The 16,387-nt window shown below is 34.1% G+C and carries 14 protein-coding genes; 12 read left to right on the forward strand and 2 right to left on the reverse strand.

The features are described 5' to 3' along the window. The first annotated feature begins 531 nt into the window (after positions 1-531). From ACFCYJ_RS24105 to hblA, 7 genes are all read left to right on the forward strand, one after another. On the forward strand, positions 532-891 hold the full coding sequence (locus ACFCYJ_RS24105) for a response regulator (RefSeq protein WP_376078024.1): 360 nt from the start codon (positions 532-534) through the stop codon (positions 889-891). Between the two features lie 8 nt (positions 892-899). Then, a complete protein-coding gene (locus tag ACFCYJ_RS24110; RefSeq protein ID WP_376078026.1) occupies positions 900-1,529 on the forward strand; it encodes a hypothetical protein in 630 nt (209 codons plus the stop codon). Then, a complete protein-coding gene (locus ACFCYJ_RS24115) occupies positions 1,522-2,415 on the forward strand; it encodes a diguanylate cyclase domain-containing protein (protein ID WP_376078028.1) in 894 nt (297 codons plus the stop codon). The genes ACFCYJ_RS24110 and ACFCYJ_RS24115 overlap by 8 nt, the downstream gene beginning before the upstream one ends. A gap of 810 nt (positions 2,416-3,225) precedes the next feature. After that, the gene (locus ACFCYJ_RS24120; RefSeq protein WP_376078031.1) at positions 3,226-4,269 is read left to right on the forward strand and encodes a Fic family protein; all 1,044 of its coding nucleotides are present in this window, start codon (positions 3,226-3,228) and stop codon (positions 4,267-4,269) included. 584 nt (positions 4,270-4,853) lie between these two features. Next, positions 4,854-6,173 carry a hemolysin BL lytic component L2 gene (gene hblC / locus ACFCYJ_RS24125; protein WP_376078033.1) on the forward strand — a complete coding sequence of 440 codons (1,320 nt, stop codon included), beginning with the start codon at positions 4,854-4,856 and terminating at the stop codon, positions 6,171-6,173. Between the two features lie 32 nt (positions 6,174-6,205). Then, positions 6,206-7,438 (forward strand): hemolysin BL lytic component L1, encoded by a 1,233-nt coding sequence (hblD, locus tag ACFCYJ_RS24130; RefSeq protein WP_376078036.1) that lies wholly within the window; start codon positions 6,206-6,208, stop codon positions 7,436-7,438. A gap of 28 nt (positions 7,439-7,466) precedes the next feature. Beyond that, positions 7,467-8,579: a hemolysin BL binding component B gene (hblA, locus tag ACFCYJ_RS24135; protein ID WP_376078038.1), complete on the forward strand. Its 1,113-nt coding sequence runs from the start codon at positions 7,467-7,469 to the stop codon at positions 8,577-8,579. 191 nt (positions 8,580-8,770) lie between these two features. Here hblA and ACFCYJ_RS24140 read toward each other — a convergent pair whose 3' ends face one another. Further along, positions 8,771-9,538 (reverse strand): sulfite exporter TauE/SafE family protein, encoded by a 768-nt coding sequence (locus tag ACFCYJ_RS24140; protein ID WP_376078040.1) that lies wholly within the window; start codon positions 9,536-9,538, stop codon positions 8,771-8,773. 104 nt (positions 9,539-9,642) lie between these two features. Between ACFCYJ_RS24140 and ACFCYJ_RS24145 the strand changes: the two genes are divergently transcribed. Beyond that, positions 9,643-10,527: a LysR family transcriptional regulator gene (locus tag ACFCYJ_RS24145; protein ID WP_376078043.1), complete on the forward strand. Its 885-nt coding sequence runs from the start codon at positions 9,643-9,645 to the stop codon at positions 10,525-10,527. 170 nt (positions 10,528-10,697) lie between these two features. Next, entirely contained in the window at positions 10,698-11,093 is a 396-nt protein-coding gene (locus ACFCYJ_RS24150; protein ID WP_376078045.1) for a VOC family protein, read from the forward strand. Positions 11,094-11,294: 201 nt separating this feature from the next. Here ACFCYJ_RS24150 and ACFCYJ_RS24155 read toward each other — a convergent pair whose 3' ends face one another. Continuing rightward, positions 11,295-12,152, reverse strand: coding sequence for a LysR family transcriptional regulator (locus tag ACFCYJ_RS24155; protein WP_376078047.1), 858 nt, complete (start codon positions 12,150-12,152; stop codon positions 11,295-11,297). A gap of 226 nt (positions 12,153-12,378) precedes the next feature. Between ACFCYJ_RS24155 and ACFCYJ_RS24160 the strand changes: the two genes are divergently transcribed. From ACFCYJ_RS24160 to ACFCYJ_RS24170, 3 genes are all read left to right on the forward strand, one after another. Then, complete coding sequence (locus ACFCYJ_RS24160) at positions 12,379-13,350, forward strand: DMT family transporter (protein WP_376078049.1); 972 nt, start codon at positions 12,379-12,381, stop codon at positions 13,348-13,350. Positions 13,351-13,655: 305 nt separating this feature from the next. Next, positions 13,656-14,747 carry a sensor histidine kinase gene (locus ACFCYJ_RS24165; RefSeq protein WP_376078051.1) on the forward strand — a complete coding sequence of 364 codons (1,092 nt, stop codon included), beginning with the start codon at positions 13,656-13,658 and terminating at the stop codon, positions 14,745-14,747. 274 nt (positions 14,748-15,021) lie between these two features. After that, positions 15,022-16,383 carry an ethanolamine ammonia-lyase subunit EutB gene (locus ACFCYJ_RS24170; protein WP_376078089.1) on the forward strand — a complete coding sequence of 454 codons (1,362 nt, stop codon included), beginning with the start codon at positions 15,022-15,024 and terminating at the stop codon, positions 16,381-16,383. Positions 16,384-16,387 lie beyond the last annotated feature (4 nt).

The following is a 16,387-nucleotide window of genomic DNA, read 5'->3' on the forward strand; positions in this document are numbered from 1 at the left end:
GTAAGTGAAACGGCAGTTACAAGTGTTTTATGTAACGTAAGTGAAACGGCAGTTACAAGTGTTTTATGTAACGTAAGTGAAACGGCAGTTACAAGCGTTTTCGTAGCGACAGTATACGACTGATTGATGTTTTATGGCAGATTAGCGAGACTGTAAAGAATTGTACGACATCTAAAGGAACGCTACTTTAAGGCGCATGATAATAAAAGGAAGATTCAATTGAGTATAGAAAAAGCGTGTTTTGATTAATTCAAAATACGCTTTTCTATTTCCTTATCTATCAAGCTTAATTAAGTTCATTTAACTTCTTTCAGCAAATGTTTTCTGTACCGAAAGCCTAGCGACAGGTACAGGTGTTCAAACACCCTAGTTAGCAAAAAACTATCAAGATGAGGAAGTGGAATCGTAGTAAAAAAACTTTTTATATAAAATTCACCAACATTTAGAGAACTAGTCAAATATTTTTCAAATAAAGAATAATTGTGATATTATTTTAAGAAACATGATTTAATAGCGGAGGATAAATTTTTTATGAAAGTACTTGTAGTAGATGATTCCGTGTTTTCTCAAAAAACAACTATACAAACATTAAAGTCTATTTACCTTGATGCTGTTTATGAAACAGCAAATGATGGTGTTGAAGGTATTGAAGTATTTGCAACCTTTCTACCTGATCTTGTATTTATGGATTTATTAATGCCTAAGATGAGTGGACAAGAGGCAATTAGACAATTATTAGAGAAATACCCAACGGCTAAAATTATCGTGCTTTCAGCTGATGTGCAATTGGCGGTTCGTGATGAGGTTTTATCTGCTGGAGCGGTAGCATTTATAAATAAACCGATAAATGTTGCGAAACTGAAGGAGATAGAATTATTGATAGAAGGGTGATTTAGTTGTTGACAACAACACAAGAGGATATATTGAAAGAGCTGTATAATGTATTTGTCGGCGAGGCAGCTAACTTATTATCAGAAATTCTTCAAAAAAGAATTTTTTTGTCAGTACCAGAGATAACGTTACTAGGGTTACAAGAATTAAAGTCTGGCAAGCAAGAAGAGCTGACTCCTGTAATGAATGGTACAGTACTATCTACCTCTTTAAAGTTTGGTAATGTCTTTTCTGGTAGAGCAGATTTTATTTTTCCGGCAGAGCAAATTAAATATTTAACCGCGCTTTGCTTAGGGGAAGAATATACAGAAGAGGATGAAGAGCTTTCATTTAATGATGAGGATTTTGATGTTGTAAAGGAAATAGGCAATATCATTCTAAATTCCATTATGGGTGGTATGGGAAGCCTGCTGGAGATGAAGCTAGAGTATGATGTGCCACAGGTAATTTTACATAATGAAGGAGAGTTTTATAAAACACTTACTAGCTCCGGGGATAGCAATGTATTATTACTTTATGTAAGTTTTGATGTGGATAATTCAAAGGTGCTAGGCATAATTTTAATTAAGTTTTCATTAGAATCAATCGAATTTTTAATTCGAAAAGTGGACGAGATTAGTAGGGATTTGGATGAATGATTTATATGTAGCGATCGTCAATCAGCTAGATAATGGCATTATTCTATTGGATGAGCAATTGAACATTCAATTATGGAATAAATGGTTAATCAAGTACACAGGTAAAAGTGAAGAAGAGGTTAAAGGTTTACCGATCACAACAGTTGTTCCACGTTTTGATAAAAAGATTTATGCCTATATGTTTGAAAAGGCTTTGTTGGATAAACAAAAAAGCTTTTGCTCAGCAGCAATGCATCAATATTTTGTGGAAAATAAGTGTGCAAAGATGAAGCCAACTCGTCAAAATATTTTAATTCAACATATACAAATAGAGCATACATCGCATTTAATGATAGAACTTTATGATGTATCTAATCACTATAAGCGCATTCAAAACTTAAATAAGTATTTAAAAAGTTCGATTGATCTTTCCAAAAACTTGGAGCACTTTGTTTATTATGATAGTTTAACGAATCTACCGAATCGTAAATTTATGTTAGATCGTTTAGAGCGTTTAATCGAAGAGGATAAGGTATTTTTACTATTTTTCATAGATTTGAATGGCTTTAAAGCTGTAAATGACCAGTATGGACATCTACAGGGAGATTTATTACTACAAATGTTTGCGGAACGGTGCAATCAATTTTCTCAAAAGCAGGAAGTTTGGGCACGTCTTGGCGGAGATGAATTTGTGTTATTAGTTGAACATATGACCACGGCAAATGAAGTTGAACCGTATACAGAAAAAGTACACGAGTTATTACGGGAGCCGTTTATCATTGAGGAACAGCAAATTGTGATTTCAGCAAGTATTGGCTGTGCGCGTTTCCCACAAGATGGGGCTACAGCAAAGCAATTATTGAATGTGGCAGATTATCAAATGTATCTTCAAAAAGCAAAGAGATAGCATAAATAAAATAGATTGTCGAACTTCATCAAGGTACAATTTTGGCATAAAGCGGCACTCTTGGTTTTGATACAATTATTGTATCAAAACAAGAGTGCTTTTTGTTTTGATTAAGATCGATGTTACGCATTTAACCGGTGATATTGTTTTATGATTAGCAAATTTCAATGAATCAATAACAAGCGGATCCCATGTCTAATTAACATATGGTACCCGCTTGTTTCTTTCATTTTAATGCTAAAAAAGGATAGTACACATAAATAAAAGTTCAGCTACCAATTGATTTACATAGGAAAAGGAAACAAATTTATAAATCTACTATTTTGATGTAATTGATAAATCATTCATACGTTCAAATTATTTAACATTGAGAGTTAAATTATAGTAAAGGTATTGGTAAAATTATTAACAAAAAATGTTGGCGATGATTTTGAAAAAATTATTCAATGAATAGGATTTTAATTGAAAGGTTGAATGATATAAGTATTTAAAGCTCCATAATGGTTATCCTATTCGAAAATAAAGCAATATTAACAAAAATAACATAATTAACAAACGTAATAAAAATATTGGAAAGTTACACAAAAATGTCACAAAAATAATAAAAATATCAGTACATTTAAAAGATAATATTCCGATATTTAATAATGTCTAATGTCTATAATTACGGTCCTCTTTCTTTAAAAAGTAAAAGCTCTATTAAACCGGATGTTATTTGAATAGTAATACTAGAATAACATTAGGAATTCCTAAAAAGCAAAAAAATATTATTGTAATAGAGCATTAAGAGATAGTAACAGGAGGAACAAAATGAGAAATTTTTTCGAAGATCAGTACATAAATATTGATCAACAACTAATAAACTTAGTCAGTGAAATTAGTGAATATAAAGGTATGTTGACCGCTTATCAAGAGCAAAGACCTGATATATTCACTAGCCTTGAAAAAGCTATACCCCTACAATACATAAAAAACTATATTTCAGTTTATGAGGATATAAAAGTTTCAAATAAGCGATTAAAAGAGCTTATATTAGACGATATGATACCTCAATCAATTTCGGAAGATGCAATATATTGTTATTATGAAACACTCACTCTTGTACATAAAAAATCTTGCACTTTTTCTATTAGTCCGGATACTATACAAGAATTGCATTTTCAATTAATTCATTATAATACCTCTGACAGTGCAAAATGGCGCCAAAAGCCATTTCCTATCCCAGGAATTCCTGAAAAAGGGATGCACACGATTTGTTATCGTCCTCTTCCACCTGAAAATATTCCACAGGCTGTAGAACAATTATGCAACCAGTACAATTTATTAAACCGTAAAAAAGAGTTACCTACACTTATATTGATAGCTCGTTTTATATTGAATCTTTATTGCATAATCCCTTTTAGTCAGGGCAATGGTAGATTAACACTTATGTTCATCCAATTGCTATTAGTAAAAAGCGGACATACATTTGTAAAATATGTTTGTTTAGATGAATATATAAAAAAAAGAGAAACCGAATACTATGAAGCCATATTTAAATCTTCGGTTAATTGGTACTGTAATGGGCATAATATGAATTTCTGGTTAAAAGAGTTCTTAATGATTATTTTAGAGGCTTATAAAGATCTACATAGCAGAGTACTGGATTCTATATGTAAACATACTAAGGTAGAGCGAATTCAGAATTTCATTCATAATCAACAACAACCTTTTACAAAAGAGTGCATTCGAAGCATTTATCCAGATATAGCCGAAAGCACAATTAGTAAAGCTTTAACTGATTTGCAATTATTAGGTGAAATTAAACTTATTTCAAAAGGAAGAAATGCGCGCTGGATGAAAGTCCAATCTTAATCTACACCTTTTCAGGTCGGGCTAATAAGTTTCTACTAAACAAATCAAAATCTAATCTATGAACCAATTGCCAATCTTTAATAAGCAATTGGTTCTTTACGTTTCAATCTAGAAACATGAAAAATCTCAAAAGTGCGTTGTAACTACTAGTCAAGGATACCCCACAGTAATGAAAATTAAGAAGGTGCTATCTACAGTTAATATCTGTTACCAGAAAAGTCCTATCGGGATCAATACGTCAAAATTTTAAAGAATTACTCCAATTCACTTATTCCCCAATTATCAATAAAAATATGTCAATATTTAGTCGTCTGACAACTGAATTTCGCTTTATTGTGACACATTCATATGAATAATGTTAATATTAATCTATTTTTTAGAATCAAAATAACAGAAAATAACCTATTCTGTACATAATATAGGTTATTTCGCTGTTATTTGCTAAAAAATGTGTACATGGCTAAAATTTACATCATAGGAAATAGGAAGAATATTTCCTAAACTTAAGTAAATTGGAGGTGCTCAAAATGTATAAAAAATCGTATGAATTATTGTGAAAAATATCATATAGGGAGGTAAATAGAATGAAAAAGAAATTAATTACAGGATTAATGATAACATCCATTGTTGCAACAGGAGTTATTCCTGTACATACTTTTGCAACGCCTGTTGCTCAAGCAGAAATTCAGGAAGAGAACATGATTCTTTCTTCATCTTTAAGAAAATTAGGTGCACAATCTAAATTAATCCAAATGTATATAGACCAATCTTTAATGAACCCTAATGTACAGCTAGATGAAGTACCAGCTTTAAATACAGAGCAATTCCTAATAAAACAAGATATGAAAGAATGGACATCGGAACTCTATCCAAAGTTAATTCTAATTAATTCAAAAAGTAAAGGATTTGCCACTAAATTTCATAGCTATTATCCAACATTAAAAGAATATGTAGATAATAAGGGAGATAAGGAAGGTTTCTTGGATAGACTGGATGTCCTTCAAGAAATGGTTATGACAAACCAAGAAAATGTTCAATATCAAATTAATGAATTAACAGATCTTCAATTACAGCTTGATAAAAAGCTTAAAGATCTCGATACTGATGTGGCAAAAGCTCAGGAAGTACTTAGTTTAGAAGGAACAGGGAAGATAGACAAGCTAAAAGGTGAATTACTAGATACTAAAAAATCAATTCAAAATGATTTGCAAGAAATAGCATTTCTACCAGGAGCTTTAAATGAACAAGGACTAAAAATATTCCAAGAGATCTATAGTCTTTCAAAAGATATCATTGAACCAGCTGCTCAAACAGCGGCGGCAGCGTATAACAAAGGAAAAGAAATTAACAACACTATTTTAGAAGCAGAGAAAAAAGCAGAGCAAGAAGCAAAAGAAAAGGGTAAATCTGCCTTAGAGATTGAAGCTGCCAAAAAAGAAGCTCGTGAAGCAATTGAGAAAAATAATAAAGGTGAAATTGCAGCAGCAGCAGCTACAAAAGCGAAAGAGTATGACCTTATGAAAGTAATCGACCCAGAAAAAATCAAAAAAACATATAGTACCTTCGCTGAAGTGAATAATCTAAAGGCAGAACAACGAGCATATTTAGATGATTTAGAGCAGCAAAACCAAAAATTATATGATTTAACAACGAAACTATCGATAGCAGATTTACAAAAATCAATGCTTCTTCTTATGCAACATGATTTGAATACATTTGCTAGCCAAGTGGATGTAGAACTTGACCTATTGAAACGCTATAAAGAAGATTTGAATTTAATAAAAAGTAGTATCACAAAATTAAATACTGATGCTGATACTGCTAACAATCTATCTCAAAAAGATACATTAAGACGATTAAAAAATGGTATTAGTCAACTTGAAGAACAGGTTCATAAATTTTGATATTTTATCGAAAAATTAGGAGGAGATTAGATTTGAAGAAATTTTCATATAAGGTGTTAACCGTGGCCACTTTGGCAACGGTTATAACCGCAACTAACAGTGGTACTATTCAGGCGCTTGCGCAAGAACGGATCGTTCAAGAACAGAAAATAGGGAATTATTATTCATTAGGACCTGAAGGACTGAAGAAAGCGTTAGCTGAAACAGGTTCTCATATTCTTGTAATGGATTTGTACGCAAAAACAATGATTAAACAGCCGAATGTAAACCTATCCAATATTGATTTAGGTTCTGAAGGGGGAGAATTAATCAAAAATATTCATCTTAATCAGGAACTGTCTCGAATCCATGCGAATTATTGGTTAGATACAGCGAAGCCAAAAATTCAAAAGACAGCACGTAATATTGTAAATTATGATGAACAATTTAATAATTATTACGACACATTAATAGACACTGTACAAAAGAAAGATAAGGAAGGGCTAAAAGAAGGTATTGGTGATTTAATCAGTACGATTGATAGAAATTCAAAAGAAGTTACAGAAGTAATTAAGATGTTAGAAGCCTTCAAAACAAAGCTATATACAAATACTATAGATTTTAAAAATAATATTGGTGGTCCAGATGGGAAAGGTGGATTAACGGCAATATTAGCGGGAAAACAAGCATTGATTCCACAACTTCAAGCTGAAATTGAGAATCTACGTTCCACTCAGAAGGCCCATTTTGACGATGTATTAGCATGGTCAATTGGTGGAGGATTGGGAGCAGCTGTTTTAGTTATTGGAACTATTGCAGGAGGGGTAGTCATTGTTGTGACAGGCGGAACAGCAACACCGGCTGTTATAGGGGGCCTTACAGTTCTCGGTTCAGCTGGTATTGGTTTAGGAACGGCAGCTGGTGTTACGGCATCTAATCATATGAACTCCTATAACGAAATTTCCAATAAAATCGGAGAACTAACGATGAAAGCCGATTTCGCTAACCAAGCAGTTATTGCACTTACTAACGCCAAAGACACTTTGACATATCTGTATCAAACAGTGGATCAAGCGATAATGTCTCTAACGAATATTCAGCAACAATGGAATACAATGGGCGCAAATTATAAAGATTTATATGATAATATCGATCAAATGCAAGAACATAAGCTCTCTTTAATACCAGATGATTTAAAAGCGGCTAAACAAAGTTGGAATGATATTCATAAAGACGCGGAATTTATTGCAAAAGATATTGCTTTTAAACAAGAAGCTAAGAATTGAAAATAAAATAATATAGGAGGAATATAAAATGAATAAAAAATCTCTTTACAAAGTACTCGCTGTATCGACGTTTTTAACTTTGACAACAACTTCTGTAATCTCTCCAGTAGCAGTATTTGCAGAGACAAGTAAAATTGAGCAAACAAGCAATAGTGATACTTCTCTTTCAGCAGATGAAGCGAAGATGAGAGAAACCTTGCAAAAGGCGGGGCTTTTTGCAAAATCTATGAATGCCTATTCTTATATGTTAATTAAGAATCCAGATATCAACTTTGAAGGAATTAATATTAAGGGCTATCCAGATTTACCTGGTAAAATTGTACAGGATCAAAAGGATGCAAGAGCACACGCCCTTACATGGGATACAAAAGTAAAAAAACAGCTGATAGATACATTGACAGGTATTATTGAATACGATACAAAATTCGAAAATTATTATGACATAATTGTAGAGGCCATTAATACAGGAGATGGAGAGACATTAATAGAAGGAATAACAGATTTACGAGAAGAAATTCAACAAAATCAGAAGTATGCACAACAATTAATAGTAGAATTAACTAAATTAAGAGATGCTATTGGACAAGATGTAAGAGCATTCGGCAGTAACAAAGATCTTTTACAGTCGATTTTAAAAAACCAAGGGGTTGCAGTTGAGGATGATCAAAAGCGCCTAAATGAAGTTTTAGAGTCAGTAAACTATTATAAGAAATTAGAGTCTGATGGCATAATAACAGTATCTGTACCCTCTATACCTACGTGGATTGCTGGTGGTATTATGTTAGGGGTAGCAAGAGATCAATTAGGTCAATTAGAACCGTTATTAGCACAATTAAGACAGACAGTGGATTATAAAACAACATTAAATCGTGTAGTTGGAGTTGCACATAATAATATAAGTGAGATGTACAATGCACTTGATGATGCTATTAATGCTCTTACTTTTATGTCTACGCAATGGAATGACTTAGACTCTCAATATTCGGGGGTACTGAGACATATCGAGAATGCATCTGATAAAGCGGAACAAAATAAATTCAAATTTTTACTACCTAACTTGAAATCAGCTAAAGACAGCTGGAGAACATTAAAAATAGATGCAGACACATTAAAAGCAGGGATAAAAGAGTTGAAAATATAACTCATTGTTACTCCTGCTAATTAATAAAATAAGAGTAAACAAAAGAGCGAGAAGTTAGTCACTTCTCGCTGCTTTACGTACCCAAACTAAAAGTACAATAAAAAGCTGTTGAAAACCCATCTAGTGAAGACGTTAAATTAGGCATAATTGATTCATAAATCCAACAATAAATGTGGAACAGATAGCGTGATTTATATCAATAAATCTGATACGACCTGAATAATCAGCAAGAAAAAAATGATTGGTAATAAAATTTGAATCCACCTTGTTTTGATATAAGGAATGATCTTTAGACCTAAGAACGAGCCAACAATAGAGCCAATTGAAACAGGAATGGCGATTCCCCAATTAACAATGCCCGTAAAGTAGTAAAAGAGAAATGCACCTGTACAACTTGAAAACGTAATAATTCTTGTTAATTCAACTGCTTTTATATAGGTATATTGCTTTTTAAGATGATAGGTTACATTCATTAGAGCTGAGCCTGGTCCAAAACCACCGTCATATATTGAAACCGCAAACGGAATGAGTTTATTAATTGGTTGTTCCTCCGTTTCTTTTATATCCTTTACCATAAATTTATTACTGCAAAGCACGATGAAAAATGAGGAAATTAAGAATACACATGCTACAATATTCATAATTTGTTCTGCTAATCGAGTGGCTAAAAATGCACCAAATACACCTCCTAAACTAGCAATCATCATTAAAGATGTGGAATTTTTTAACGATAAATGTCCTTTAATTACAAACGATACGACATTTGATAGAGCTGAAATTCCTGTCGCAAATTTATTAACTGCTACGGTTGTATGAATTGGAATGCCAATAAGTAACATTGCGGGTAACAAAACGAAGCCTGCAGCGCCGCAAAGAACACCAATGACTGCTGCGAGTAAGCCGATTGTCAATAAAATAAATCCATTTACTGATAACCATTCATGTAGTAAAATTTCCATCAAATCACCTCTATACCTAAATTACTGCTAAACAATACATAAAACAAATATATATTAATTGCTTATTCATAAATTAAATTTATGGATAAAGAGGAGTGAATGAAATGAATTTGCATGCATTAAGGATTTTTACGAATGTCGCAAAGCTTGGAGGAATTACCGCAGCAGCGAATAAAATGCTTCTTAGCCAACCAGCTGTCACAATTCAAATACGGAAATTAGAGAGCGAAATAGGGACAAAATTGATTGAAGGAAAAGGACGCGGCATTCAATTAACGCCTGAGGGGAAGTTTTTGTATGAGCAGGGAATGAGTTTATTTTATTTAGAAGCACAAATTGATGAAAAGCTCGGTAAATTTTTAGCGAAAGAAGAAAAAATACATATTGCTTCTTCCTATATACCAATAAACTATATACTCCCGCCTATTATAGCAGCGTATAAACTTGCTAATCCTCACATTGAATTTTTTGTGTCGCTTGGCAATGTGAAATCTGTGGAAGAGCAAGTTCTGAGTTATGAAGTAGACCTTGGTTTTGTCGTGCAAAATAAAATGGGTCACCCTGATTTACAGTTTGAAAAAATACTAGATATCCCGTTTTGGTTTGTAGTTCACCCATCACATTCTTTGGCAAATCAAACTGTCTCCATTTATGAATTATCGAATGAGGACTTTATTTATCGGGAACGTGGTAGCTCGACACTTGATTTATTGGAGGCTGTTTTTTACACGCTTAACAGTCCATTACCTAAATTAGGACTTCAAATGCAGGGCTTACATGAATCGATTAAAGTAGTGGAAGCAGGGTTCGGTATGACTTTAGCACCGTCCTACAGTGTAACTGAAAGTATAACAAATGGAAAACTAGCTCGGGTGTATGTAGAACGTGCAGATATTCAGCAAAGTTTATTTATATGTACACGCAAATCAGATATAGAAGAGCATCCATTTATTCAGTATTTAAAAGAAAATTTAAACGCTATAAAATAACTAACTTAAAAGTAATAGAACCAAAATCGAGAACAAGCATTAGAATGTTTATTCTCGATTTTTCATAGAATTTCTCTTCTTTTTTATTTCCATTCCTTGTAATAATAATATATAGTAATTGTACTCAAACACAGTGAGTAATTTAATTCTTTAGTATTTAGGAGGATATCATGGGCAGATTAGTTCATTTTGAAATTCATGTAAGTGACATGGAACGTGCAAAGAAATTTTATGGAGAGGTATTCGGATGGTCATTTCAAGACTGGAGTGATTACGCAGGAATGCCTTATTTTGGTGCAGTAACTGGCGATGAGGAAGAACCTGGGGTCAACGGCGCTTTAATGCAACGTCAAGGTGCTTCTCCAGAACCAAACCAAGCTTTAAATGGATTTGCTTGTACAATGGGTGTGGAAAATTATGATGTAACAGAAGCTAAAATTCTTGAGAGTGGCGGCACGGTTGCAATGCCAAAATATGCTCTACCGGGAATGGCGTGGCAAGGATATTATATTGATACCGAAGGAAATATATTCGGAATTCATCAGCCTGACAAAAATGCAAAATAGGACCCTTATAATTTAAAATTATGTTTTTAAATAGGTTGTTTGCATCGTTCTAGCTAAATATATAATTAACGACACAGAACGCTTGGTACTAAAAACCAAGCGTTTTTTGTCACTTTACTATTTTTTATCAATGAATGTATCCTTTAGACACTGTTAAAGATGATTGGCAGAAGAAAAGACGCGGAAATGATAGAAGTTACCCTATATACGCTGATGCTCAGCAATTGTTTTTAAAAAGCATTCCATCGAATTTGTCATATATGCATCTTTTCGTCGTATAAAGACGGTTGAAATTGTACCGTATTTTTTAGGAATTGGATGACAATAAACCTTGCCTGTAGTAGAAAGGTGTTCAGCAACCGATTGTGGTACAAGTGTAACGCCAAGACCGATTGCAACACTTTTTAAAATTGTCTCTAATATATTAAATTCCATGATTCTTTTTGGCAGTAAACCCTCATCTTTGAGCCAGAGTTCTAGCTTGGATCGATATCCGCAACCTTGATTAGAAACAAGGATTGGTGTAGTCATAAATTCCTCTATACGAAAGGATTTATTTTGTGATATGAGAACGAGGTTTTCGGTAAATACATCATATTGTTCTAAAACTGGATGTTTAATCGGTCCAGTTATAAAGGCCCCATCTAATTGATGATCCGCTACTTCTTTAATAAGTTCCTCAGTTAAACCAGCTTGCAGTGTTAAGTCGACATTGGGATACCCCTTATAGTAAGACGCTAGAATGGTTGGTAATATACTCACAGTTTCGACTGTACCGATTTTTAAAGTACCAGTCGGTGTATCACTATCTAAAAAGACTTGTTTCATTTCTTCGACATCCAGCAAAATTTTATTAACGTAAGCAAGCATTTTTCGCCCTTCTGGATTCAATGTCATCCCCTTTTTATGGCGATAAAAAAGCGGCGTTTGGAGCTCCTTTTCTAATAGCTTAATACGTGCAGTTACATTGGATTGTACATAATTTAATTCTTTTGCGGCATGGCTAACGCTCCCGCAATTTGCGACGCTTTTGAAAATCTGTAAATCTCGTAGTTCCATTAGGCATACCCCCTTAAAGCTATCATTATAAATGATAGTTAATATCACTTTCAATCATTTTACGTGATGTAATTTCTTTTTTATAATTCTCATTGTGAATTTAATTTCTTTCAGCAAATGTCTTTTGTACCGAAAGCGTAGCGACAGGTACAGGTGTCCAAACACTCGCTGAAAGAAGTTATGAAGAGGCATAATTGATAGGGTTATATAGAAACGAGGAAAAACAGTGAGAAAAAGTCAAATAATAGTAGGCATGCTGGCATGTTTAATTGCAAGTATGTCATGGGGAGCCATGTTTCCAGTTGCAGATCATGCACTTGAATATATAAATCCATTCTATTTTTCAATTATTCGATATGGGGCGGTATCGATTGTATTAGTTATTTTATTATGGATGAAAGAAGGGAAGAAAGCTTTTCGTTTAGAAGGGAAAGGTAAATTGCTAGTCTTTTTTGGGACCATGGCGTTTACAGTTTACAACGTGCTTGTTTTCTTAGGCCAAATGTTAATGGGGAAATCCGGTGTTATGGTAGCGTCGATTATGGAAGCACTCATGCCGATGATTTCGATTGCTATTCTTTGGGGGTATAAACATGTGAAACCGAAGAAGTATATGATTAGTAGCATGATCATTGCTTTTATTGGGGCTATTTTTGTTATTACAAAAGGCGATATGGGTTTCTTTCTTACACTGAAACATAATCTAGTTCCGCTAGCATTCATTTTAATTGGAGTTATAGGATGGGTCATTTATACAATGGGCGGTCAAACATTTAACGATTGGTCTACTCTGCGCTATTCAACATTAACATGTGTATTTGGCACAGCTGTTACAGGTATCATCACGATGATCATGACGATACAAGGGTATGTACCCGTTCCAAGTATGGAAACGATTTTTGCTATTAAATATGATTTATTGTTTATGATGACACTACCAGGCATTGTGGCATTGCTTAGTTGGAATTATGGTGTAAAAATCCTATCATCCATTAATGGAATTTTATTTATTAATTTTGTTCCAATTACTACATTGGTCATTATGATGGTACAAGGATATAAAATAACAATCTTTGATATAGCAGGGACCTTACTTGTTATTTCAGCTCTTATTTGGAATAATATATGTCAGCGTAGAGAAGAAAAAACGAATCCGCAGGTTATACAAGAGGAAGAAGAATTACGGCAGGCTGTCTAATATTAGAAGAGTTATGATTTTCTGCTGGCGCAATTAACAACTAAGCATGTAGTAATTAATAGATTAAGCTTTTTTTATAAAGAGCGTGTTTTAATCGGTTTTCGATTTAAAACACGCTCTTTATTTTGTTAGAGTATCAATTTGTTGTTATTCCGGACCATGAGAGAAAGGATTCTTTTTCATCCCATTGTGCCAATACTACCATCCCTCTAGGGTATCTTGAATTACTATTTTTATATCATATTGAACACACTTTTTATTTTTGCTATAGTGTTTGGAAAACTAGGGAGAGGGGAGCGCATATCATGATGGGAATTTTAGATTTAGAACGATTGACAAATTTATCAAATGAACAGTGTGAAATTATTTTAGGTATGGCCCAAAATCTACAAATAATAGCTGACCTTTCTCAAGCAGACATCTTTATTAATTGTCTTTTGGAAGAAGATAGCGCATCTTTCGTTGTAGCTGAAGCAAAGCCTACCACTATAGTATCTTTGTATAAAAATAGTATGTTAGGGCAAATCGCATATGAAGAAATGGAGCCGGGTGTTTTATTTAGTTTAAAAACCGGAAAACCACTTTTTGGATCGAGGGGCATTACGGAAGAGCGCGGAATCATGCAACAAGATATTGTTCCTATAAATGACCAGTTTGGAGATACTATTGCGGTATTAATTAAGGAAAGAGATATCTCACAGGTAGTACAGAACGAAAGAAATATAGAGCAGCTTATGAAAGCGACTAATAGTGAAGACAAGCAACGTGTATTTCAAGCTATTGTCGTTCAGGAAATTCATCATCGTGTTAAAAATAATTTACAGGTTATTTCAAGTTTGCTACGGTTACAAATGCAACGTACTCACTCGGAAGAAGTGGCTGAGGTATTTCATGACAGTATATCTCGTATATCTAGTATGGCTTTAGTGCATGATTATTTGGCTCAGCGTGGAATTGATGAAGCAGATATTAAACTTTTAATACAACAAATTTCTACGTTGTTAGTTTCCTCGTCCATTATTCCAGGTCAACATATTACTGTGTCTGTAGAAGGGGAATCTGTATGCTGTCCTTCAGATCAAGCAACAGCCATAGCACTGATTGTTAATGAGTTAGTTCAAAATAGCATTAAGCATGCCTTTCCTTCACGAAATTACGGGAAAATTGCTATAAATTTGAGGCAACGAAAGCAAATGGTTACGATTACAGTAACGGATGATGGATGTGGAATTGGTAATCCTTTTTCTGTAGGCGGTCTGTCATCTTTAGGATTACAGCTTGTAGAAATGTTAGTTGAAGAGAAGCTACAAGGAGTTTTTTCATTCCCTATTTCTGAGGAAGGGACAAAAGTTTCAATAACCTTTCCGATAGTATCTACCGTAGTTAATACTAAATGACAATAGGTCTCCTAATTAAAGCTTTAGTTAAACAGTTACAAGTTTTTTAAATCTTGAGGAATTGTATATTTTAAAATAAATATCATTTTTAATTGATGTTGTTATTGTTTTCGAACTATTTACAAAATATTTGCTAGTAGTGTAGAATGAATTAAAATAATAACTGAGGCAAAGGCGCCTTTCACGCCCGAAGAAAATTTCTTCAGGGATAAGTGAAAGCGCTTTTTTTTTCGTTTGATTGCAATTTTTAGCATATAAAAAGGGGTGTTAAATGATGAAATTGTCTTGTGTAGTAAAAGGAACTCATTATACGTTTTCGTCGGTAAGGGAGGTACTTGCAAAAGCGAGTGAAGCGAAATCTGGGGATGTGATGGCGCGGGTAGCAGCGGAATCATCGCTTGAGCGCATGGCAGCAAAAGTAGTACTTAGCGAGATGCAGCTGAAAGAAATTTATGAGAATCCGGTTATTCCGTATGAGATCGATGAAGTAACACGCTTGATTTATGATGATATTAGCGACACGATTTACAAAGATATTCAAAGTTGGACTGTCGGTGAACTGAGAAATTATATTTTGTCATCAGATACAGGTAGAGATCAATTATTGAAACTTTCAAGGGGACTAACAAGTGAAATGATTTCAGCTGTTGCCAAGCTGATGTCAAGCATTGATCTTGTTCTTGCTTCACAGAAAATGAAATATCAAGCACATTGCAATACTACAATTGGAGAGCCCGGTCGCTTAGCATTTCGTTGTCAGCCCAACCATCCAAATGATGTTCCAGAAGGCATTTTGTATTCAATAAAGGAAGGGGTGTCCTACGGAGCGGGTGATGCGGTTATTGGTATCAATCCGAATGTGGATACGATTGAATCGGTCAAAAAACTTTTAACACTTTCTCATGAATTTATTGAGAAATGGCAAATTCCAACTCAAAATTGTGTTTTGGCCCATATAACAACACAAATGGAAGCTTTAAAGCAGGGGGCACCTATCGCTCTTATGTTTCAAAGTTTAGCAGGAACACAAAAAGGGAATGAAGCGTTCGGTATATCTAAAAAAATTCTTGATGAGGGTTATGAAATGATGGCTCGATATGGTACTTCTGCAGGTCCAAACTTTATGTATTTTGAAACAGGACAAGGTTCGGAGGTATCTTTAAATGCTGATTTTGGGGTAGATATGCAAACTCTTGAATCAAGAAGCTACGGTTATGCACGTCACTGGAAGCCTTTCATGGTGAATACCGTTTCTGGCTTTATTGGACCGGAGACACTTTATGATGGACGCCAATTAATTAGAGCGGATCTTGAAGATGGATTTATGGGGAAATTGCATGGCTTGCCAATGGGGGTTGCTCCGACTTATACAAATCATATGGATGCCGATCAAAATGATCAGGAAGTTGCCGGTGTCATAACGGCAGTTGCCGGAGCGAATTTTTACATGGGGGTACCGGGTGGAGATGATGTCATGCTGAATTATCAAGATACAAGCTATCACGATGACGCTAGTTTGCGTGAGATCTTGGGCTTACGACCTCTTCGAGAATTTGAAAAATGGTTGGAGAATATGGGCCTAATGGAAAATGGAAAGTTGACGAAACGTGCAGGAGACTTATCAATTTTTGATTGAGGAG

The sequence above is a fragment of the Lysinibacillus sp. NPDC056232 genome (assembly GCF_042267565.1).
Lineage (GTDB): Bacteria > Bacillota > Bacilli > Bacillales_A > Planococcaceae > Lysinibacillus.